At 42.5% G+C, this 21,796-nt stretch carries 18 protein-coding genes and 1 pseudogene; 5 read left to right on the top strand and 14 right to left on the bottom strand.

The genetic code is table 11. From position 1 onward, the window contains the following. Nucleotides 1–40 precede the first annotated feature (40 nt). From V7K56_RS25970 to V7K56_RS25930, 10 genes are all read right to left on the bottom strand, one after another. Entirely contained in the window at nucleotides 41–3,850 is a 3,810-nt protein-coding gene (locus tag V7K56_RS25970; RefSeq protein WP_334915023.1) for a hypothetical protein, read from the bottom strand. 747 nt (nucleotides 3,851–4,597) lie between these two features. Further along, on the bottom strand, nucleotides 4,598–4,894 hold the full coding sequence (gene minE / locus V7K56_RS25965) for a cell division topological specificity factor MinE (RefSeq protein WP_334915021.1): 297 nt from the start codon (nucleotides 4,892–4,894) through the stop codon (nucleotides 4,598–4,600). Nucleotides 4,895–4,930: 36 nt separating this feature from the next. Continuing rightward, the gene (gene minD / locus V7K56_RS25960) at nucleotides 4,931–5,737 is read right to left on the bottom strand and encodes a septum site-determining protein MinD (RefSeq protein WP_292871659.1); all 807 of its coding nucleotides are present in this window, start codon (nucleotides 5,735–5,737) and stop codon (nucleotides 4,931–4,933) included. 172 nt (nucleotides 5,738–5,909) lie between these two features. Further along, a complete protein-coding gene (gene minC, locus V7K56_RS25955; RefSeq protein ID WP_334915017.1) occupies nucleotides 5,910–6,953 on the bottom strand; it encodes a septum site-determining protein MinC in 1,044 nt (347 codons plus the stop codon). Between the two features lie 157 nt (nucleotides 6,954–7,110). Further along, on the bottom strand, nucleotides 7,111–8,433 hold the full coding sequence (locus V7K56_RS25950) for a four-carbon acid sugar kinase family protein (RefSeq protein ID WP_334915015.1): 1,323 nt from the start codon (nucleotides 8,431–8,433) through the stop codon (nucleotides 7,111–7,113). Between the two features lie 56 nt (nucleotides 8,434–8,489). Then, the gene (locus tag V7K56_RS25945) at nucleotides 8,490–9,152 is read right to left on the bottom strand and encodes a hypothetical protein (protein ID WP_334915013.1); all 663 of its coding nucleotides are present in this window, start codon (nucleotides 9,150–9,152) and stop codon (nucleotides 8,490–8,492) included. A 37-nt stretch (nucleotides 9,153–9,189) separates the two neighbouring features. Continuing rightward, complete coding sequence (locus V7K56_RS25940; protein ID WP_442940187.1) at nucleotides 9,190–9,525, bottom strand: DUF29 domain-containing protein; 336 nt, start codon at nucleotides 9,523–9,525, stop codon at nucleotides 9,190–9,192. Further along, on the bottom strand, nucleotides 9,522–9,629 hold the full coding sequence (locus tag V7K56_RS37240; protein ID WP_442940186.1) for a DUF29 family protein: 108 nt from the start codon (nucleotides 9,627–9,629) through the stop codon (nucleotides 9,522–9,524). Before V7K56_RS37240 ends, V7K56_RS25940 begins: the two co-directional genes overlap by 4 nt. Before the next feature lie 120 nt (nucleotides 9,630–9,749). Further along, nucleotides 9,750–10,934, bottom strand: a complete 1,185-nt coding sequence (locus tag V7K56_RS25935) for a CHASE2 domain-containing protein (protein WP_334915011.1) — start codon at nucleotides 10,932–10,934, stop codon at nucleotides 9,750–9,752. Nucleotides 10,935–10,938: 4 nt separating this feature from the next. Beyond that, nucleotides 10,939–11,301: a hypothetical protein gene (locus V7K56_RS25930; RefSeq protein ID WP_334915009.1), complete on the bottom strand. Its 363-nt coding sequence runs from the start codon at nucleotides 11,299–11,301 to the stop codon at nucleotides 10,939–10,941. A 464-nt stretch (nucleotides 11,302–11,765) separates the two neighbouring features. On the opposite strand from V7K56_RS25930, the gene V7K56_RS25925 reads away from it, so the two are divergent. The 4 genes from V7K56_RS25925 (at nucleotide 11,766) to V7K56_RS25910 (ending at nucleotide 15,883) form a co-directional block, all read left to right on the top strand. Beyond that, on the top strand, nucleotides 11,766–12,182 hold the full coding sequence (locus V7K56_RS25925) for a hypothetical protein (protein WP_334915007.1): 417 nt from the start codon (nucleotides 11,766–11,768) through the stop codon (nucleotides 12,180–12,182). 879 nt (nucleotides 12,183–13,061) lie between these two features. Then, nucleotides 13,062–13,775 carry a hypothetical protein gene (locus tag V7K56_RS25920; RefSeq protein WP_334915005.1) on the top strand — a complete coding sequence of 238 codons (714 nt, stop codon included), beginning with the start codon at nucleotides 13,062–13,064 and terminating at the stop codon, nucleotides 13,773–13,775. Nucleotides 13,776–13,854: 79 nt separating this feature from the next. Further along, a complete protein-coding gene (locus V7K56_RS25915) occupies nucleotides 13,855–14,517 on the top strand; it encodes a response regulator transcription factor (RefSeq protein WP_334915003.1) in 663 nt (220 codons plus the stop codon). Nucleotides 14,518–14,743: 226 nt separating this feature from the next. After that, on the top strand, nucleotides 14,744–15,883 hold the full coding sequence (locus tag V7K56_RS25910) for a Gfo/Idh/MocA family oxidoreductase (RefSeq protein WP_334915001.1): 1,140 nt from the start codon (nucleotides 14,744–14,746) through the stop codon (nucleotides 15,881–15,883). Between the two features lie 209 nt (nucleotides 15,884–16,092). Here the strand turns inward: V7K56_RS25910 and V7K56_RS25905 are convergent, their stop codons facing one another. From V7K56_RS25905 to V7K56_RS25890, 4 genes are all read right to left on the bottom strand, one after another. Beyond that, the gene (locus tag V7K56_RS25905; RefSeq protein ID WP_334914999.1) at nucleotides 16,093–17,382 is read right to left on the bottom strand and encodes a Glu/Leu/Phe/Val family dehydrogenase; all 1,290 of its coding nucleotides are present in this window, start codon (nucleotides 17,380–17,382) and stop codon (nucleotides 16,093–16,095) included. Between the two features lie 566 nt (nucleotides 17,383–17,948). After that, complete coding sequence (locus tag V7K56_RS25900) at nucleotides 17,949–19,091, bottom strand: beta-ketoacyl-ACP synthase (RefSeq protein WP_334914997.1); 1,143 nt, start codon at nucleotides 19,089–19,091, stop codon at nucleotides 17,949–17,951. Between the two features lie 91 nt (nucleotides 19,092–19,182). Then, nucleotides 19,183–19,968 carry a peptidylprolyl isomerase gene (locus V7K56_RS25895; RefSeq protein ID WP_334914995.1) on the bottom strand — a complete coding sequence of 262 codons (786 nt, stop codon included), beginning with the start codon at nucleotides 19,966–19,968 and terminating at the stop codon, nucleotides 19,183–19,185. A 176-nt stretch (nucleotides 19,969–20,144) separates the two neighbouring features. Continuing rightward, nucleotides 20,145–20,714 (bottom strand): photosystem I assembly protein Ycf4, encoded by a 570-nt coding sequence (locus V7K56_RS25890; RefSeq protein ID WP_334914993.1) that lies wholly within the window; start codon nucleotides 20,712–20,714, stop codon nucleotides 20,145–20,147. Nucleotides 20,715–21,632: 918 nt separating this feature from the next. Between V7K56_RS25890 and V7K56_RS25885 the strand changes: the two are divergent. Further along, a pseudogene (locus V7K56_RS25885) lies at nucleotides 21,633–21,796 on the top strand (photosystem II D2 protein (photosystem q(a) protein)); the annotation flags it as partial.

Here is a 21,796-nt window from a genome sequence, read left to right as displayed (position 1 = left end):
CTTTGTACCTCATGTAAAAGAAAACTGTTGTAAATACTCTTTAACCATCAAAGGAATCTCTAGATGCCTCCCGTTCAGCATCACGCTCATATGAATCTGCCAACTCTCTAAGAGAATTAGCTAAACGATAATAGCCATGAGACTCAACTTTTTCAGCTTGTGCGCGATACTTTTCAGCTAACTCTCGTTCTTCTCGGCCCTTTGGATCTACCCAATGAACACCACGTGAGTTAAATAGCTCAGTTGTAAATCCGTTCCGCATATCATTGGCATCTTTGGCATTCAGCGCCCTTGCTGCTGCATGATGTAACCAGAGTCCATCAGGATCAGGGGGAGTGTGAATGAGAACATGACCAATCATTAAAAGCGCAATTTCCAAATGACCAGACTCCGCACAGTCAGATTTGACCTTCTCCAACCAGGCAGTGAGTGCTTCACCGTTATACGTCCCATCTTTCTGGCTACCGGGAGGCATCCTCCATTTTTGAAGCAGATGGTAGGCATTTGTTGCAATGTTCTTCTGTTTCTCCGTGGGTTCTTCAGGAGGTTCTTCCTCCTTCTTCGACCGAAACACAGTGCGAATGATCTCGCAAAAGAAATCAGGATCGTCGGATAACCGTTGCTCTAGCAGACTAGGGGACGCATCATTATGTCGATTAAGAAGAGGTAAAAACGCCCATTCAACTTTGAAAAGGTCATCGGGATTTGTCTTTGGATCATCTTGCAACGCCTTTATAACTTCGATAATAGCATGTACATCCATAGCACGAACATTCTCTGGTGAATGAAGTACTGCTTGAAGCACAGTGACAGCTTGTTGACTATTCAGAGGACTCTTGTCGTGCAGTATTCTCTCAAGACATTTAATCGCTTCATGCGGTCGGTCATATTGAACCAAGCGATTAACAGCTAGTTCAAGACCTGCTTCAACTTCATATGGATTTGCATTAGTTTTCAACCAATACGGGGACTCATCTTCTCCCAAAAGTCGCGCCGAACGCTTCCAAGTATCAGGGACAAATGGAAGAAAAGCTAAGAACTGCCCTATTTGCGAGGGTGTCCAATGGGAAGTGTCGATCTCATCAACCCATTGCCATCTGTCTCCACGAAATTTTCCCCAGATAAAGCCAGCCGCGAACTGAGCAAGAGACTTGGTTTCCGATTCCAACAATGCCGGAAGCGTCTTTTCTTCAGCGTCATTTTCTACAATTACACCAAAAGCAACACCTACGCGCCAAGGCGTTTGTACTGATTTGGCAAATTCCAGAACTGCGTCCAGTCCACCAGATGCAAAAACTTCTTCAACGGCCTGTTGCCGTCGGTCTTCAAGTTTCCTAAGTTGCTCCTCATAGTTGCGCTTTTCCTCAAATAGATTAGAATCACGCTCACTAAAAAGTCGTTGGTGACGATAAATTGGAGTTTTAGGTTCTAGGCTTTCGGCAATCGCAGCGATCTCATTCACGACCTCTGGTTTCATAGCCCATTTGGCATCCGTAAACTTTCGGTGCTTTGAAACCAAATCGACAAGTTTAGTCCACAAGCGCAACCTATCTGCTTGTGGCAGCGAAATGATTATGTCTGAACGTAAGTGAGTGAGAAGTTGATCACGCGCAGAGGGCGGAAGATCATCTATCCGGTCAATGATCTCAGCAAGTTTCGAGAGGTCTTGTTTTGCTGCATAAACCGCCAACTCTGTGTAGACAGTGATCTGCTCCCAGTACTCTTGGCGTGTTGCACCCTCCGACCAATCATCAGGAATAATCTCCCTCCATGCTGGCTTACGCGACCCCGTAGACGACTGGTGTGGACTGGGAAGAACAGTTAACAACACTTTCCAAGCAACTTCCGGGTTCTCATTTAGCAGTGTTGCAACAGCAGACTGTCTCTTTGCTACAGAAGCACAAGTTTGCGGAAACCAAGGCAAGAGAATTGTTGTAAAAGAATTAGCTGGTCGATTAGCCCAATTTCCGCCAGGATCTCTCGCGGTTAATTCTCCAAGGATTACGACTACACGGGTTAAATACGCAGCATCCCAAGCTAGTGTTTCCAGTGCCCAAAGTAAGCCAGTTATATAGATGCCACCAGTAATTCCAGATACCTCTTGTGCAAAGATCATATCAAAAGGACACGTATCATTACTCAAGGCGTTTTCAACAGCATCAAGAAACTCTCCAGGTGCGGCCTCAGCTAGCAATGGTAATAGGTGATTTAAGCTGGCCCAAAGAACCCAGTCTGCATTAGCTAGGATCTCCCGCACGGTCAGACGAGCGATCATCTCAGCTTTGCCGAAAGAACATGATGTCAGCGCTCTTGAATGGCTTCCAAGAAGAGCCAAGCCCTCTGCTAAACCGTTTCGCAACGAATTTGAATGGGCTAGAACTTTACCGTGAATATTTGCTGCATATCGTTCATTTAAGGGTAATTCAAACTTTGGATCTCGTTCGCACAAAACCTTGACTGCTAAGTCTTTTAACCTAGCCAGATGCTCGTCAAATATTCTCGGACCAAGGGCGTACCACCCTTCATATCGGGCAACGACCTTCCAGACACCATCCCGTTGAATCAGGGGAGTGCCCGGACGAAACGTGATTTCACGCATTTTTCCGATCCACTCCCTGTAGGAGTTTCCCGACAATTCCTCCGCAACTGTTTTGTCCACTTCAGAGTGTTCACTCCATGCACCCAGAAGCTCTGCAATTGCAAGTTCCGCTGCATCTGTTTGCTGTGCCCACTCCGGCATCAGGGAAAGGTTTTGAAGACACCTGAGCAAGGAATTCAAGTTGCCACCACTCTTTTGTGCAAGAACGCAGGCACGTTCTGCGTTATAGCCAGCTTTCTTTAAAGCCTCCTCGATTTGATAGCTTTTTGGGTTTGGGATAGAAACTCGATTTGGGTGGGGGATACCACCGGGCATTCCCCCAAATATGACTGCATGACCAGCCCTACGAGCTTTTTCGAGAAGTTTCGTTCCTATGGAGTCAGCCTCATCCAGGTCGAAGTTTGCTATCAGTACGTGTGCGTCTCGAAGGGACGTTATCGCGTTCCATCCGTCAGTACCCGATACAACAAGACAGCAACCGACAGCATCAACTTTGGCATCATCTTCCATGTCCGCCACATAGGCAGCAACAAAGTCTGCTACTTGGTTAGGAAAACGAGTATCCAGCTTCAGCTGAAGCGTTGTCCTGGAGAAAACCTCTTTGAGCTTGGTACATGCCGCCTCACGATTTGCAAGAAAAACGTCTGGCATAAATGGTGGCGGATCGCCAATGGTTCTCAGATCAGCCCAGTGCTGCTCCGGAGTCTGCATTTGCTGTGCTGGAAGTTTTATTGCGTCAGCAAGCCATAGTTCAACAGAAAGAAAATGATGTAGCCAGTCGATTATTCTAGTTCCGTCTATAACACGAACCTCTCGCCAGTCGCTGTGCTGGCGACGATCTTCCAGCCACTTAGCTTGCGCCTCTTCTTTCCACGTATACTGCCAGTCCCTTCTGCTAGATAAAGGAGTGACGAAGACAAATGTGGATTCATATTTGATCTCATTAGGTATTGCAGCTGTTAGATCGTTGTAATCACGTGTTGCTTTCGCTCTAGCATCAACACCAGTGCCGATTTCCCAGAAGGATCTCCCCTCCGGCACAAATGGGTCAAAGTCGAAATCTGTATTTAAGACTCCATCCGGTCCAGGTTGTCCGATACTGTCGCCGAGCGGAAAACGTCGCTCTTTGGGATTTGGAGATGAGGCTGCAACTAGTCGATAGACAAGCTCAACAATCAAACCCTGCGCGTCACGAGCGTTGCCACGTACCCATTCATCGAGTTGGTTCTCGGTAACTATCCTGTTATGCATTATTGTGAGTGCTTTATCTATCGATCATTAAGATCGTGATCTGCTCTGAAGGTTCTGTAGATTGTTAAGCACTGGCTAATCGAATTTAAGAGGAGATCAGGCTCAGTATTACACCCTTTTAGCATGGTTTTTAAGAGTGTTTAACTATTTAACGTAAGTTGCTAGTTAGAGGTTGTAAACGGTATTTATATGATACAAAAAGCACATTTTAAAGTATTGGTAAATACTAAAAAATCCAAACTTATACTTAAATTCAGCCGCTTTTTGATAACTAGCAACTTGGGTTATTTATTAGACGGAAAATTTCGTCTAAATATCTTGTCGATGGCAGTATGTCACAATTACAGGTATTCCTTTTTGTGTTATACAGAAAAATTCTATATAACGTCAATATCTAAATATAGGTCGAATAGCACAAAAAAAAGCTCTAAGCTAGGCTCCATAAGCACTACAGATTTTAAAGCTATTGAAAAATGGAAGGATGGCTCAGGAGATTGTTGTTAATCCAGTGTCCTCTAAGCGATCACCGCTTTCATTGAGCGTACTTTGCGATCGCTGTACCGTGCAGAGACAGTGGAATGAGATTTATGGGTTGTGTAATTTTTGTGCTAGGTAGAAAAAACTTACCCGTTCATGAAATACTTTCTTTGAGACGAGCAAACAAATTTAACTACTACTGTGACACTAAGAGTACAAATCCTCAAATGCGATCGTCCCGTGGTCGATTACAAATACTTAAGATTAAACCTATAAAGACTTGTCACCTCTTTCCCACTCAGGTATAGTACCCTTCACCCGGCGGATGGGCAAATTTGCAATTAAAGCTGTGGTTCGTTGGTTACTTTCTAAAGAAAACTCCAAGCCCTCTGTCTCAATTTCTACATAGCGACAGACTACATCTAGGATCTCTTTCCGCATTTTTTCCAACGTTTGAGGATCTATATCAGCGCGATCGTGAGCAATCACCAATTGCAGGCGACGTTTAACTTGAGTTCGACTGCTATCAGTGCCGCGAAAAAAAAGTTTTTCTAGAAGTTCAATCATTACGAATAGGTCTGGGGCGGAGACTGGAAAAGTAAGTTAAACAATCTTTGTCCACAACAACCTTCGTAGGCGGGCGAAGATGCTGTCTTGGGACGAGTCGATCTCCAGAAATTCGACACTTTCTCCTTCTAATCTACGAGCAATGTTCTCAAAGGCTGTGGCAGCTAAAGAGTGATTTTCCGCTAACACTAAGGGTTCGCCGCGATTGGTAGATACAATAACACGCTCGTCGTCAGGGATTACCCCGATCAGGGGAATGGCGAGAAGTTCCTGAACATCTTGCACTGACATCATATCATTTGCCTGCACCATTGCGGGTCTGATACGGTTAATTATTAAATGAACACGCTTGATACCTTGTGCTTCTAGTAACCCTACTACCCGATCAGCATCGCGAACTGAGGAAATTTCTGGTGTGCTGACAATTAGCGCTTCTTTGGCCGGGCCGATCGCATTTTTAAACCCATTTTCAATCCCGGCAGGACTATCAATGATCACGTACTGATATTTTTGCGCTAGTGCATTCACCAATAACTTCATCTGTTCGGGTGTGACTGCATCTTTGGAGCGATTTTGGGCTGCTGGCAGGAGTACGAGATTGGGTTGGCGCTTATCTTTCACCAAGGCTTGTTCTAAACGGCACTCTCTGGCTAAGACTTCTACCGCAGTATAAACGATGCGGTTTTCCAGCCCTAACAGCAAATCCAAATTTCTCAGACCAAAATCCGCATCAACCAAAGCAACTTGACGCCCCATTTTGGCTAAAGCCATACCCAAATTTGCTGAAACTGTGGTTTTACCCACTCCTCCTTTACCGGAGGTAATCACAATAATGCGAGTCATGATAGAAATGCGGTCAATGAGGGTTCAGGAAATATAAAACAGTAAATTGCAGTATAAAGTATGAAGTATGGTATCAAGTATGAAGAAATATCTGTTCTCCCTGATGTGGGTGAGGCATGAATATTTGTTTTATTTCATCCTTACTTATATACTTCATTCTTTAAATAAATATTTATGGTTCTTGATTGCTCTTGGTGAATTGGTTTCTGGAAAAATCAGTCGCCCTAGCGATACGAATTCCTTGGGGCGTAATATGTGCCACCTCTGGAAAAAACTGCATTGGCGGTTTTTCTGGTGCTCTAGCTACAGCATCTGCGATCCGCAGTTGGGTTGGTTCCATTTGCAAGGCCATAATCAGACACTCACTATTGCCTCCAGCCCCAGCATGAGCGATTCCACGTAGGCGACCCCAGATGATAATATCTCCATCTGCAATTACAATACCACCTGGATTTAAATCTCCCAAGACAATTACTGTCCCAGGATGACGAATTTCTACTCCAGAGCGGACTGTCATTTCTAAATAGAGGGCATCTTCTTGGGGGATCGCTGTAGCTGTTGGCTCTGAATTCAGGGAAGTTACGGGCTGCAATTGTTCTACTGAATACCCTAATGTCACGGCAGCAATCGCCGTTTGCCGCCGACTGGTCGAGACAGATATCAGCCGGAGTTGGACTTCACTCAGAGCCTCGGCAAGTTCTTGGAGTTGTCTGGCATCTACCAAACGATCTTGTGCCATTAAATGCACAGGTGTATTAGATACACGGAAGCGATCGCCTGCACTCAAACGTTGTCTTATTTGTTGCCAAATATCAGACCAAGTGAGTTCTGAGGCAGATACTTGAGATTCCGAGGGCAAAATTAATAAAAGTCGTCCCTCCTTACTTTTTAACTGGACTTGACTATTATCATTTACACGATGCCCTGGTAATGCTAACTCATCGGGATTTAAGTCAGTCAGGATAAAATCCGATCCAGCATCAGTATTTGTTGACTCTACATCTGGGTCAGCAGGATTTGACTCTACATCCCCAAGAACAGTATTTGATTTTAAGTAAAGGAGGACAGATTTTAATTCAGCATCTGGGAGGATAGAATCTGACTCAACATCAGAAACAGTAGAATTTACCTCTATCTCAGAAAGGATAGAGTTTGATTCTGCATTAGGAAGTGCAGAATTTGACTTTCGATTGGGAATCGCAGAATCAGAAGTCATGCAGTACTAGCCAAAAGACAACAGATTTTAAATTTTAGGTCGCACCTTTGGTGCGCTGACAGCGCAACTTAGATTTTGGATTTGTGTCACTCATAAGGGGTGTTGGCGAGCGGGATATTTGTCCGACATTAACCAAAAGACTCTTTAATCTCAAATCTCAAATTGGTACGGTCAACCTCTGATAAACTGTCACCAAGGCATCAGCATCGCCAACGTTACCTGGAAACAGCACCACAGGTAAATCAGGAAACTGAGGATGATCGGATGGCGTTAACACCATTGAACAACCAGCTAAAATTTGACCGAGTAAACGGGCTGAAGTTAAAGCTAGTCCAGTACTCAAGACATCGTTTGAAGTAATGCCACCCTTGCTGATTAAGAATCCTATATCAGATGGTAAACCGCGCACAATATCCATCAATAAACTTGAAACTTTTTCCCCAAACTCTAATCGTGTCTTGACATCTTTAAAATTTAGTTCCTGACGGCTAGTATAAACCACTGGTGTTTTGCCAGCTTTGTGTGCTGCTCGTGTACTTTCTTGAATTTCAGTTAGCAATGCCGCAGATTGATTTGCATCATCAAGTAATTGCGCTACATTCACTTCGATTCCCACTGTTCCTTCTACTTGCAATAGCGCCTCTAATTGCTGGGTAGTTTTTTTCACATGGGAACCAACAATCACTGCACCTGGTTTGCCTTGGCGCACGTACTGCGCCATGTTTTCGGCGGCAATTGGTTGGGGTGGTAAAGCAGCTAAAGCCGTCAAAATACTTGCTGCACTGCGAAATAAAAAGCGTTTCCCTTGAGTTGCGGCTGCTAATACATCTACTGCAAAGCGGTTGAGATCAGCTTGAGTTTCACCATCGACGACAGCGCACTGATTACCACTCAGTTTTAGCAAGCGTTCCAAACTACCAGCGCGAATCTCGGCGAGGAGAAACCTTTCTACTGCTTCAGCACTAATTCCTCCTTGAGTCTTTTCTTCAACGTACTTGGGTAAGTAACTGTGATGGTAGCTGAAGACTGAATCACGGGCAAATTCGGTTTCATGGACTGGGGTAGGTACACCGTCAATAATCAAGTAATGCACGCTGTCGCTGGTGATGCGTCCGCCGTCAAAAAATGCTGGTACCAGAAAATGAGCATCAAAGGGGCCGAGTTCTTGGGCGATCGCATCTGTTTCAATGGGATAATGTCCCCGCAAAGTAGAATCAGAACGGCTGACAATCAGAAAATCGTCAATTCCTTCAGCATTCAAAGCAATTTTCAGGTTATGGCAAACTTCTTTAGTGACAGATGCAGCTGACTCTGGCGTTAGCGATCTAGTATTAGTCAGCACAAAGAAAATCGGCGAATCATCCTGCAACCCGCTGCGTAAAGTCTCCACATCCCAGCGCATTAGCAGCAAGCAGCTGTGGACTGTTTGAGAACCTGTAGGGTCATCATCCAGGACAATTATTTTGGGTTTGTTGCTCATTTAAGTCAACGGGGCGATTGTTTTCTGGGAAATTTATCAACAGAGGTAATCTCTACTCAGCCTTTCTGCAATTTTCTGATTTCTGCTTGCACATCGATTGCAATTTGCAATGATTGATTTAGCAGTTGAGCATATTCGCCTGCTTGACTACTAACTTGTAAAGCTCGCAGACTGGCTAAATTATTCACAAACAACTCTTGGTTATTAGCAAGCAATTTTTTATTATCTCGCAAAATCCGTTCCGTTTTCAGAGCGCGGACTAAATCTTCTCTAATTAGTTGTAGGGCAGCGGTTATTTTCTCTCGGTCATGGATACTGCTTTCTACGTTTCCTGATGCTGCCAATTGGTCATTGATATCGATGGCAGCAACTAGGTCATGATATTTATCAACTTCATCTAAAAGTATTGTCAGTCCTTCAGGACAGGTTACTTGTCGCCACAGCCATCGCCCGACTAATATCGGCATTGGCACTAAAATTAGTAAAAGAATTCCTAGTCGAATTGAAGAACCAATTGTCGGCAGAATAATAAATGCGTAAATAAAGCCCACAATTATAGGCGTTAGCGCCAGTGTCACTAGCAGTTCATTGATAAAAAACCCTAATCGCTTTTTGCCATCTCGCAAAACTGAGGGTCGAAAAACGTCTTCTGGATCGAACCCAGTCAAACGTCTTAGTTCCCCCTTACTAATTTCCAAGCCTATTAAGTCCGGCTGCACTGCATACTCCTATGGAAACCCAAGTTGCGTATTCATTTTAATCGGGTTTACCGTGATGATTGTGGTTATATTCAGGAAACCAGTTTTCATCTAAGATTTGTTCTAAAGAGCCAATGGGTATAGAGGGGAATATGTCAATGGTAAGTTGAGAGCGTAGTTTACCGCCGTAGGCATCGCTTGCTTCTTTTCTTGCATCTTGATAGCATTCATCAAATATTTCTAAAATGTAAGGTTTTAAGCTAGGACTATCTTTAAGAGATTTTTTAATCTCTCTACGAAAAGTCCTGATTTCCCCCTTCCAATGTCCTTGATTACGTTCTCGTTCATTATTCCAACACTTGAGTTTTAGTAGATGTTCAAGAAGCTTAACTATAAACTTTCAATTGTTCGCTTCTCCCTTCTACCGATAGTTTCTAATTCTTCTAACAAATTATCTACATCAACAGCAGAAAACTGTCCAGTGCGAAGTTGGTTTATAGTTGTCCTCAGCCACAGATAATAATCTTCGTCGTATAAAGCTTGAGTTGCTGATTGGATTATTAGGTTTTACCATAGACTAGCCGAACTCTTACTATTTTTTAATTTAGCTAGATTGACTTAGGGTAAATGCCAACTCAGTGTAACTTGCACTTGTCCATCAGGTAAAGCTGACATTTCCCATGCACCATCTGAAAGTTCAGAGGCGATCGCATCCATCATCTTAGTACCATAGCCACCTTTTTTGCGTCCATAGATAGTAGATTCTACAATTGAAGCATCGTTGGCGATCGCTAAAATACATTTGGCTCCCTGTTGCTCTAAACTAATACACACTTGGGTAGCAGTACCGTGGGGTGGTTGGGCGTGTTGGATCACATTATTCAGTGCTTCGCGGAAAAAGCGGTAAATTTCCTCTCGGTGTTCAATCCAAACACTGTTTAATTCTGGTTCTTGCAGAGGCTGAAGTTCTGTAATCACTGTTAAAGTTAACTTTCCAGAATTGACTTTACTAGGCTGACAAATAGATGTCAGTTCCAAAGAAGGAAAAGTTCCCCCCCTACCCCAAAAGTTAATCTCTACCTGAGTTGGAATTTTAGCAAGTCGTGAAGAGAGAGGGCTTTTTTGCTCTTGTTGTTCAAACTTTTCTAAAGCTAAAAGAGCAGCAGATTTAAAAGTTTTAACTTGATTATTTTCTTCCGATATCAAGAACCGACCAACTAAGTGAGAGCGTCGAGCAGTGCTACTTAAATTTCTCGGAAATTCTGCTTCTGGTTCGTATTCAAAAAATCCCTGAAGAGTATGAGGAGGAATTAAAGGTCGAAGTTGTTCGCCATCAAAAGGGATAAGATGATTATAAATTAAAAAGTTTGTTTTTTTATAATTAGAGATTGGATTGGTGCGCGTCACTAAAACAAGTTGAGCGCTATGATTTTGCACCAGATTTTTTAGAGGTCTATTTATTGGCTCAGTAATTTTGATTGGGTACTCAAATGATGGTTCTCGCCAGTCATTGCGGAGATTCAAAACAACGACAGATGCACCTGCTTCTAAAAGATGCTCAACTAAATCTGCATAAAAAACTCGCCCTATAGATAGCTTTTGATTTGCTAAATCCTTTCTTTGAATTTTTACCAGAATAATTTCTTGAGGCGGAGATTTTGGGTGATGTAATCTCAGCAAAGTATCTTGAAGTTGTAACTCCAATTTCTGAACTAAAGGAATTTGGGAGAAAATGAAATTGTAAAATACACCGCAACCAATTCCTAAACTGAGAAATTTAAATTGCCAACCTTTGCGCCACATCTGGTTACGGTTTGGGAAAGAGACGATAGCGAATAATCCGATAGGGATTATTTTGAGACAAGCTGACTCCTAACTCGTTCCCTGTTTGGACAAACTGCCAAGTTCCAGCATTCATGTTTACAGTTCCATTGAGACCAGTGGAGTTATTTAGCTGGAATGGTGGTTCATTTTTTGAAGGGCCAGAAAGGAATTGCACATTTTTGTCTGTAATCTCCAATTTTAACTCAACTAAGCCACCTTCACCAGCACCACTGACAATTCTGCCTGTTCCTGACCAAATTTGTTGAGCAAAGGCGGGTAAACCGAGTTCCCACAGCAAAGATACTGTGGTGAGGATAATATGCAGTCTTTGTATAGGGAATTTCATAATTGGAACCTGAACCCTGATAGCTGCTGGATAAATGATGTTCTCACACTTATCATAATTAGGTTTTTAGATGGGTTCGTAAGTCTGCAAATTAATTTGCGGGGTTTCGCAAAGTTTTCTGCGGTGATACTCGTAGACTTTTTTGGTGGATAAAACTAATCTCAGTAAAAGCAACAGGTTAGCTTTTAAAGAAGGATTAATTTAAATGCGTAAGTTCACCCATACTACCGTTTTGACTGCTTTCAGTTAGCAGGTGGAGGACGGTATGATTTTCAAAATACTAAATCGGGAGACCTAGATGTGGTTCCAGTTCCGTTTATTCAAAAGTAGATTATTGATTGACTAACTTCTTTCATGTTATGCGATCGCACTTTTGATGATACTATTCTTTGATAATTTCATGCAATCGCACTCTTGATAACACGGCAATAACTTAGGTTTTTTACACACATAACAAATAAACCATGAAAGGATTAAAAGTTGTTTTACTATTCTGTGCAGTTGTTTATCCATTTTCATCAGTTATTGGAAGTAAAATTGCTTTAGCAGATACTCCAATAAGTAGTTGTATTAACTCTTTGCTCTACACAAGTACTCCTTGGGGTGCAGAAAGAACAAAACTTAGCGAGCAAACCGTAGCAAGCGTTTGCAAAGGAGTAACAACTCAGGAAGAAGCTAGTTCTATAAAAAATTGTATTGATTCCTTGCTTTACACAAATACTCCTTGGGGAGCTGAACGCACTCAGACAAGCGAAGAGACTGCGATTAATGCTTGTGCAATAAGTCGTATCACTCCTCAAAACAATTCTATACCTGGAAACAACACAATAATTGTTGTCCCAGGTGGAAATCCAACTCTGCCTTCCACTCCACAACGATAAGGTTTTTAATATTAGAAAATCAAGCCACAAACCTAGAGAGCCAGTCCACTAATATAGATTGACAAAAACTTTAATATATGCATTAGCATAAAACACCTATTTTGAGCTAAATATTTAGGTTTGGTTTTTAGTGATCGCATTAAAACAGAAAGCCTACATACTCAATTTAAACAACATGCATATTTTGCATTTTTACGTCAAATACTTCTACTGGACTGACGCTCTAGTCCCAGCAAATTGCTTTTGATTTTTGTTTTCGGAGAGTGATAAAAGTGGGTTATTTACGTATTTTATCGCTTCTTCAACCGTCATTTATCGGCTTAGCAATACCAAGATCATAATATTGAATTAAGGAGTCAATATTATGACCATTAGACATCTCCGAAAAAGAATCTGAAACTCTTGTCTTGTCTAAGTGAAAGCCTAATTTATAAAAGTATTTATTTATACAATTAATTTTCGTCTTTTCGTGGAGCGAATTCAGATCCCCGACTTCTTCAAGAAGTCGGGGATCTAGGAGAAGCGCTCGCACTCTCGATAACCCGATTATTTTAGGCGATGCCTGCGGCGGTAAACTACGCACTTTTGATTACACGATGATTGTAGGCGATCGCACTAGCAATAATCTCAACCGCACATAGGAATTATTCGATTAATTAGTAGGTTGCTGAGAGTGATGCCTACAGCGGTAAACTACACACTTTTTATTACACGATGATTTTGAGCGATCGCACCTACTCTAAAGATAACTAGCGATCGCACTTTCCATACACGATGATTTTAGGCGATGCCTACGGCGGTAAACTACGCACTTTCCATAACACGATGATTTTAGGCTATAACTACATTTTTCTTAACTCAATAAGTCTTAAAAACTAAATGAACTTTTGGCAATCTCTAAGGGTAATAATCCTACTTAATCTTTTAGGATTATTTACAATAAATATTAAATCAGTCCAAGCAAATCCTCAGCAATGTTATCAACAAGCACTACCTACCTTTGCTAATTCGGATACGGCTGATTTAGTAGCATGGATGTGTCAAGGAGCTACATCTACCATATCAGCTCAATGTTTTAAAGCAGCACTTCCTACTTTTTATGATGATCAAGTTGCCAAACGAGCAGCTATGGTATGTAAAGGAGCTACATCTACAGCACCAGGAAAATGTTTTATTGAGACTATAGGTACTTTTTATAACTCAGAGTCAGTTGAACGGGCTTTTAAATTATGTAAGGCCAATTCTAATACTTCTGATCCGTCGTCTATTAGTAATAATTCTCCTGATAAAATTTACGGGGCTTGGTATGTAGAAATGAATAAATGGTCTGGTCTTTTGCGGATGAATGGGGATTATGCAACTTTAGTGTTAGTTGATAATCAAAATCACGTTGCGGAGCAAAGAATGCAACTCAAAAGAGATTCCCAAGATAAATATATTCTTGATGGAGATGTGATCGTAACTAACTTACGTGGGTACTGGGCTAATAACTTCTACATTCAGCAGTTCTTAAAAGGCACAATGACTGTTAAAAACTGCGATGATAAAAAAGCAGGTTGTACTGATGTAACTTTGACCTATTTAGGAGAATAAGTTAGTAAAGCTTGGTCTAACAAAGATTACAATCCGCACGTTTAATTTCAGCCGTACTTACGGAATCATCGCCTAAGACATGAAAGCCAAGCCACTACTGTTTCTCGTTGTAGAAGATCACCCGGAGGTAGCCCAAAATAACTGTGATTTTCTGATAAAATTCGACTCCTCTGCTGTTTGTGTCATCGCCAACACTCCTCAAGAAGCACTACAACGTCTACAAATAGAGACACCAGATTTAATTGTCCTTGATTTACAATTTGTTTCACCTTCTGGCTCTCAGTCAGCTAAATCTTCTTTAGAATTGTTAGAGTTAATTCTTGATGCTTATTCCTCTCTAAATATCCTCATCTATAGCAGTGAACCCACTTGGCTGATAAAACTTGTCACATCTATTAATCATCACTGCGGTGGGTTTGTGGTGGTGAATAAGATGGAACGACGCAAATCTTTTTTAGAAGGGGTTGAAAGTGCGCTGAATGGAGAATTGAAGCTGCCTAAAGAGTTACGTCAAGAATTACACTTGAATGAGAAAGAGTTGGAAGTTCTTAGGCTTTTGTGTCATGAATCTTTAACAGACCAAGCGATCGCTCATCATCTTCACATATCGCTCAGGGCTGTTCAAAATCATATCCAACACCTCAAGGTAAAATTGGGTATCGATGAAGTTGAGCAAAAAGATATCAATTCTCGCATCGCCCTTTGTATAAAAGCAATTCAGAAAAAATTATTATCATTTTGATTTAGATTATGATCCTTTTTGCAGTCAGCACAAGTTAAGTATCTATTCTAATCAGCTTTAGCATGATGATTGTGGTTATATTCAAGAAACGGTCGACAGGCTTTGATTCTTTCTCCCCAACCTTAGTAGGGAAGGGGTTGGGGGTTAGATTTAAGAGTAAAGTTGCACATGGCGTTAATTAGGGCATTAAAATTACCAAGCTATTTATTCATTATGAGGTATAAAAATGACTGCTACAAATGATCAGCGTAAAATTCGTTATGCAGTTGTTGGTTTAGGTTGGTTTGCTCAAGAAGCCGCCCTACCTTCCTTTGTCCACACTGAAAACTCGGAATTAGTCGCACTGGTTTCAGATGACCCCACAAAAAGCGAAGAACTGAGCAAAAAGTACGGTATTAATCATACTTACTCTTACGAGGAGTATGAGGACTGTCTGGCAAGCGGCGAGGTTGATGCAGTTTATATTGCCCTGCTCAATCACTTGCATTGCGACTATACTGTGCGGGCTGCCAATCAAGCAATTCATGTGTTATGTGAAAAGCCAATGGCAGTAACAGAAGAAGAGTGTGAGGCAATGATTAAAGCTGCCGATGACAATAATGTGAAGCTGATGATTGCCTACCGCTTACATTTAGAAGAAGCCAATTTACAAGCAGTCGAAATTTTGCGCTCAAAGCAAATTGGTGAACCACGAATTTTCAACTCGGTTTTTACTCAGCAAGTAGAAGAAGGTAATATTCGTTTACGAGATGTCACAGGTGGTGGCACGCTCTATGATATTGGTATCTACTGCATTAATGCTGTACGTTATCTCTTTCAAGATGAACCAATTGAAGTATTTGCTGTAGCTGCCAATAAGGGAGAAGAACGCTTTAGCGAAGTGGAAGAAATGACTAGCATCATCTTGCGTTTCCCCAATGAGCGATTGGCAACATTTACCTGTAGCTTTGGAGGGGCAAGTGTTTCGACTTATCAGATTGTAGGTACTCAAGGCGATTTGCGAGTAGAACCTGCTTATGCTTGGCAGGGAGAACTGAAGCATTACCTAACAATTAATGGTGAAACTCAAGAGCGAACTTTTGAGGATCACGACCAATTAGCAGCTGAATTTACCTACTTCTCTGATTGTATTCTGCAAGATAAATACCCAGAGCCATCTGGAATGGAAGGGTTGATTGATGTTAGTATTATTCAAGCACTTTATCAGTCAATTGAAACTGGTCAACCTGTGCAGATAAAAACTCGCGATGCCTGCGGCGGTAAACTACGCCATCAACGTCCCACATCGGCTCAAACTATTGAGTGTCCTCCTGTTGAGGAAACACCAGACTTGATTCATGCTGCTACACCTTCTAGCGAGTCATAAGGTAGTTTTAAAATATTCTTGACCAAATAATATCAGCTTGGTGAGACAAGTTGCTTTGAGTAACTGGTTAAAGGTGGGGAAACTTCCGCCATCCTGTACTAGTCATGTTATAGCGATCGCTCAATAAAAAAGGCAGATAAATCAATGGCGGTTCAAGTAAAATTACTGCCACCAACGATCTATTCTGCCTGATGAACAACTAAAACAAACTAAGGATAAAGACCTCTGTCAGTCAGTGCCTGAGCCACTCTACCTACTCCCAGTGTGTAAGCTGCTAACCTTAAAGAAATTTGGCGCACCTGCGACTGATGAATCACCTTGCGGTATGCTTGTACCATTAAATGTTCCATTTCGCGGTTGACGCGCTCCTCATCCCAAAATACGTAAGAAAGACCCTGCACCCACTCTAAATAACTGACTACTACACCGCCAGCATTTGCCAAAATATCGGGTAGCACTGTCACACCCCGCGCCTCTAATGCCAAGTTAGCCTTAAGAGTAACCGGGCCGTTAGCTGCTTCTGCTACAATCTGCGCCTGCACCTGATTCACATTTTCTTCAGTGATTTGGTTCTCCAAAGCCGCTGGTATTAATACATCACAGGGTAAAGTTAATAAATCTGCATTGCTAATTGCTACAGATTCCGGGAAACCCACAATACTCTTGCGATTTTCAGCGGCGTAGACTTTCAACTTGGGAATATCAAGACCAACTTCAGAGAATATTCCCCCAGCACCAGTTGAAACCGCGATAATTTTCGCGCCTGCTTCATATAATAATTCTGCTGCGGCACAGCCAACGTTACCGAAACCCTGAATAGCGACTCGCACTCCTGCCAAGGATTTACCTCGATCTGCTAGCGTCTCACGTACAGTAATCATTACGCCCCGTCCAGTTGCCATTTCTCGCCCTAGAGAACCACCAATCGAAAGGGGTTTTCCAGTTACAACTCCTGGTACAGCATTACCAACATTCACAGAGTAAGTATCCATCATCCAAGCCATCTCACGGGCAGAAGTGCCCATATCTGGCGCAGGAATATCTACGGAAGGCCCAATATCTTTAATCAACTCGCTGATATAACGGCGGCTGATTCGCTCTAGTTCGCCAACACTGTAGCGTTTGGGATCTATAGCAATGCCACCCTTTCCACCACCGTAAGGAATACCTAATAAGGCACATTTCCAGGTCATCAGCATTGCTAAAGCGGATACTTCGCGCAATGTCACGGCCGGATGGTAACGAATTCCGCCCTTGTATGGGCCTAAGACATCACAGTGCTGTACCCGATGTCCAGCGAGAACCTGTATATCCCCATCATCTAGCTTTACGGGAATGGAAACCGTGACAACCTTACGCGGGTGGCTGAGAATTTCTAGCAAACCCTGATTTAAATCTAATTCTTTAGCTGCCGCCTCTAAGTAGCTACAGGCTTGGTCAAATGGGCATATATGCGCTGGAGAAGCAGTTTCCGCCAACAACAAGGATTTTGAAATCATAAAATTTTCTCCTAATCACGGTATCTTTACGAACCGGATATCATCTATACTTAAGCTTATCCTTTTTTTTGGAAAAATAACGATTTTGTAGTTTTTGTTACAGTTTTATATTGTATATTCTGCTAAGCGTGCAAACAGTATACGGACTAATACATTCACTTTAGGCATCGCTTCGCAGCGTTGATTGCCTCTTCCTCTAAAGTTGCTATCAAAGGCTTTGCCTGTGATCAGAATTGGCTTGTTAGCTGCCGATGATGTAGGCTTTGACAAAACAGGGATAAGCAATCAAGCCAGCTAACAGTATTTCCCTGTCAGCTTACAGAGTTAGATTTACAGTCTGCCAGTGACGCTGTGCAATTAATTAGGCAAGCTCAGTCTGTGCGTGGTGGTGCTTCAGCAAACCAATCCTAAAGAACCGACAATCAGATTAACTGTTGATTTACCTGAATCAATGCACCGTAAGTTATCTGTGCTGGCAGCCAAGACAAGTAGGAAAGTAGATGTTGAACGTTTTAGGTTTTTGACTTGAGGAGGCGACAAGGGAGCTAAAGAGCACACACAAATTTTTACCTTGCTAACGCGATCGCAGCATTCTGTCCCCCAAAGCCAAAACTCAAACATAATACCTGTCGAATTTTACTTAGACGTGCTGCTGTAACGATTTCTAAATCAAACTCTGGCTGCTGCAATCCTATACAAGGTGGTAATATTTGATGCTTTAGTGCCATGAGAGAAAAAGCTACACCTAATGCTCCCGACGCTCCTAATGTATGACCTGTGCTTCCCTTGGTAGAACTAACTGCCACGCCTTGGGGAAACAAACGCTGGATTACCATACTTTCCATCTGGTCATTTAGCTGGGTAGCTGTGCCATGAGCATGAATGTAATTGATATCGGTTGGTGACAGACAACTACGTTCTAGACATTGTTTGATGGCAGCGATCGCACTTTTTGCTTCAGGTTCTGGTGAATTACTATGATATGCGTCGTTAGTTAAGCCGAAACCGAGAATTTCACCATACACTTTTGCTTGACGTTGCTTTGCCAATTCTGCTGATTCTAAGACAAACACAGCCGCGCCTTCACCCAACACTAAGCCTTCCCGATGCAAATCAAAAGGATAAGCTCCAGTTTTCGCTAAAGCACCCATCTGCTGAAACCCAGCTAAAATTAGGGGTGTAATCGGTGCTTCCACTGCACCTGCGATCGCCTGTTGACATTGCCCAGTTTGGATAAGTAAAGCTGCTTGGGCAATAGACCAAATTCCAGTAGCACAAGCTGCCATTGGTGCCAAAACTATCCCTGATGCACCAATTTGTCTTGCAGCTGCGATCGCATTGATATGAGGTAATATATTTAGCCAATTTCCAAAAGAGGACACGGGAAAATTCTTCGCGTTATACATTTGCCGCGCCAGCATTTCCCAAGACGCTTGATAAGAGCGACTAGATCCAATGACTACAGCACAATCAGCTAAAGGTGCAACTAACCCAGAATCTTGTAAAGCAGAAGCAACAACCATCCGAGTTAACATTGTCAACTCAGATGGTTGTTGACCAATCAAACCTAAAGGAAGTGGTGTAAGTTCTGGAAATGGTTGATGCAACCGAATTCTAGATTTACCTGCGATTAAATTTCGCCAGCTATCCTCTAAGCTTCCACCCAAAGCGGAAACTAGACCAATACCAGTAACACAAACCTTAACCAATCTGAATTTTAGGAGTAAAGAATCTTCCGCTATTCAAACATTCAATTCTTCATTTTGAATGCGTGAATTTTGAATTTTGAATTGATTTCTCCTACTGTCCAGGCGTTTTTAGGTTTTCAGCACCTTGGGTGACTTTAGCGGAGTCAATGCGATCGCCTTGCTGAATTTTGTTTACTACATCAAAGCCTTGAGTGACATTGCCAAACACGGCGTAGTTACCATCCAAAAATGCTAGATCCGCTAAAGCAAAGTAAAACTGGGCAGAAGCTGAATCCGGTGATTGCGATCGCGCCATCGCTACTGCACCCTGTTTATGGGGCAATACGACGGGTTGAGCAGTAGCATCAAATGGTTTATTGTAAATTGGAGTATCTGAACCTTTGGGTTTAACTTCTAAAGGTATATAACGAGCATTTCCCGTTTTTGGGTCAATATAACTACCTGTTCCCAGTCTATCTGCTGGAACTTTCGGGTCTTTGCTTTGAGGATCGCCCCCTTGAACCACAAACGGTTGGGGTTCGCGCACAACTCGATGGAAAGCTAAACCATCGTACACACCCTTCTGCACTAAATCTACGAAGTTGCCAGCTGTAATAGGGGCATCAGTGCCGTCTACTTCGATAGTAATCGGCGAGCCTTTAACCGTTATTACCACAGTAGCCTTGCCTTCAAGACGTGGTAAACTAGCAATTCCAGGAACACTCTCACTTATAGTTTGAGATACAGATGTTGCTTCAGTAGTTGTCTGGGTAGTCGAGGTAGCTGTCGAGCTTGGAGAAGACGTATTAGAAGTGACTTGCTGTGTTGAACACCCTCCCAACATCAAGGCACTGATGAGCGCAAGAGAAAGTAAAAATTGTGAAATTTTTAACCGCATTGCCTGTTACTGATTTAACCAGAGTATCTTATCGTTTTGAGGGGCATTGGGCATTGGGCATTGTAAAAATTCTTGGTTTATCCCCCTTCTTTGGCAGTTTATCCTCCTTGTCCCCACTCCCCATGCCCCAGCCCCAATCCGCAATGCCCCATGCTCCATGCCCCATGCCCAATTATTTAAAGTCCTTCTAACGATACTCCCAAAAAGCGGGCTAACTTTGCGCCTTCTGTTTCCAGCTCTGTTAAAGATAAGGGTTGTCCAACCCGTGTTAAGGGTATATCTCGCCGTCCCTTAATGCGTAGATAGAGGGCGCGACGGGGGTTAAGACCTTCTTTTACGTCTATTAGTACAGATTGAACATCTTCTATGCGGCTATCAATCTGAATTTGGCGGTTTTTGCCAGGAAACCCCCAACGGAAGATTTTGATTGCCCCAGTTTCCCGATCAAATTCGTTGTAACCGCCTCCAACATCCAATAAAATTACTAGCCACAGGTATATAGCTAATAGCAAGCCAGCTGCACCATATAACCCCATTACTAATCCTTGGGGGACGAATTCCAGTTGAGTAGGATCGGAAACTATGAGTAAATTAACTTTTAAATAACTGGATATTCCAGCCAATAAAAAGCCGCTTGCTCCCAAGGTAACGATAGTTGCCCACCAGTAGTTACTGAACCGACGAGAACCGAGAACATTTTGGTGCAGGATGCGATCGCCTTTGTTAATCGTTGTTGATATCGTCATTGAACTACCATTGCCCGTGAGATACTAACTGTCACATACAAAGCACACTGAATGCTTTTGCATAGAGTGGTGGGTTCCTGTGCCCATCCGGCTATTGCTTAGGAGGCACCCAGAGTTATGTTTGAAGTCTACGGGAACCCTGCCGCAGACTAGAAATTTTTCACTTTGTACCCTACAAATTTTACTGTCGCAGATAATGCTGGCTTACTTGTACTACGAGACAAACCACTTAGGCTATTTGTATTTAGTCAAGATGTGCCAACTTTCTTTCTCCTTGTCTAAGGTTTCACATAGGTTTTCTGGAGGTGTATCAACGGCCGTGGCGGCGAAGTGACTATCCGCATTTTACCAAACATCGTTGACAAAAACTCAACTGTGCCCTTCCATGTTCCTGCTACCGATATAATTTTTTAGGGAATGTTGTACTATTTTTTCACTCAATCGCTGATAAAAATTTTTTCTCCCTGCCCTTCTGCCCCTTTTATTCCCTGCTACCCTCTCCCTGCCTCTTTTTGACCTGTTGAAATGAGTTAACTACTTACATCTATCTCCATTAAATTTTTTTAGATTTCTGAGAAAAGTTGTGTCAAATTGTAAAAATTCTGATATTCATATTATTTATAAGGTTCGTGTTTCGTAGCTCATTTGCTTTTGCGTATTAAGCGAAAACCCTGAATGATGTGATAAGTTAAGAATCATTAAGTTACCACAAGCTAAATTACTAGCCGATGGTACGTGTAATGTCATAACCCTGAGAAATAATGACTTAACTAGTCAGCAAGCTCTCAGAATCTCAGTTACTTAAAAGCAGTTGAGACTGTCAAAAAACGTTAATTCCTGACGGCAGTCAGTTACACTGGCTCTCCGTGCTGCCTTAAAAACGTTGCAATTTTAGTAAAAAAAGAGGATTTTAGTCCGATGACCATCGCAGTTGGACGCGCGCCCAGTAGAGGGTGGTTTGACGTTCTCGACGACTGGCTCAAGCGCGATCGCTTCGTATTCGTAGGTTGGTCAGGGATACTATTGTTCCCTTGCGCCTTCCTAGCACTAGGCGGTTGGCTGACCGGCACCACGTTTGTCAC

Origin of the sequence: Nostoc sp. (assembly GCF_036917535.1) — a bacterium.
Taxonomy (GTDB): Bacteria; Cyanobacteriota; Cyanobacteriia; order Cyanobacteriales; family Nostocaceae; genus Nostoc.
The sequence above is the reverse complement of the archived record's forward strand: the minus strand, read 5'-3'. Positions and strand labels throughout refer to the sequence as shown.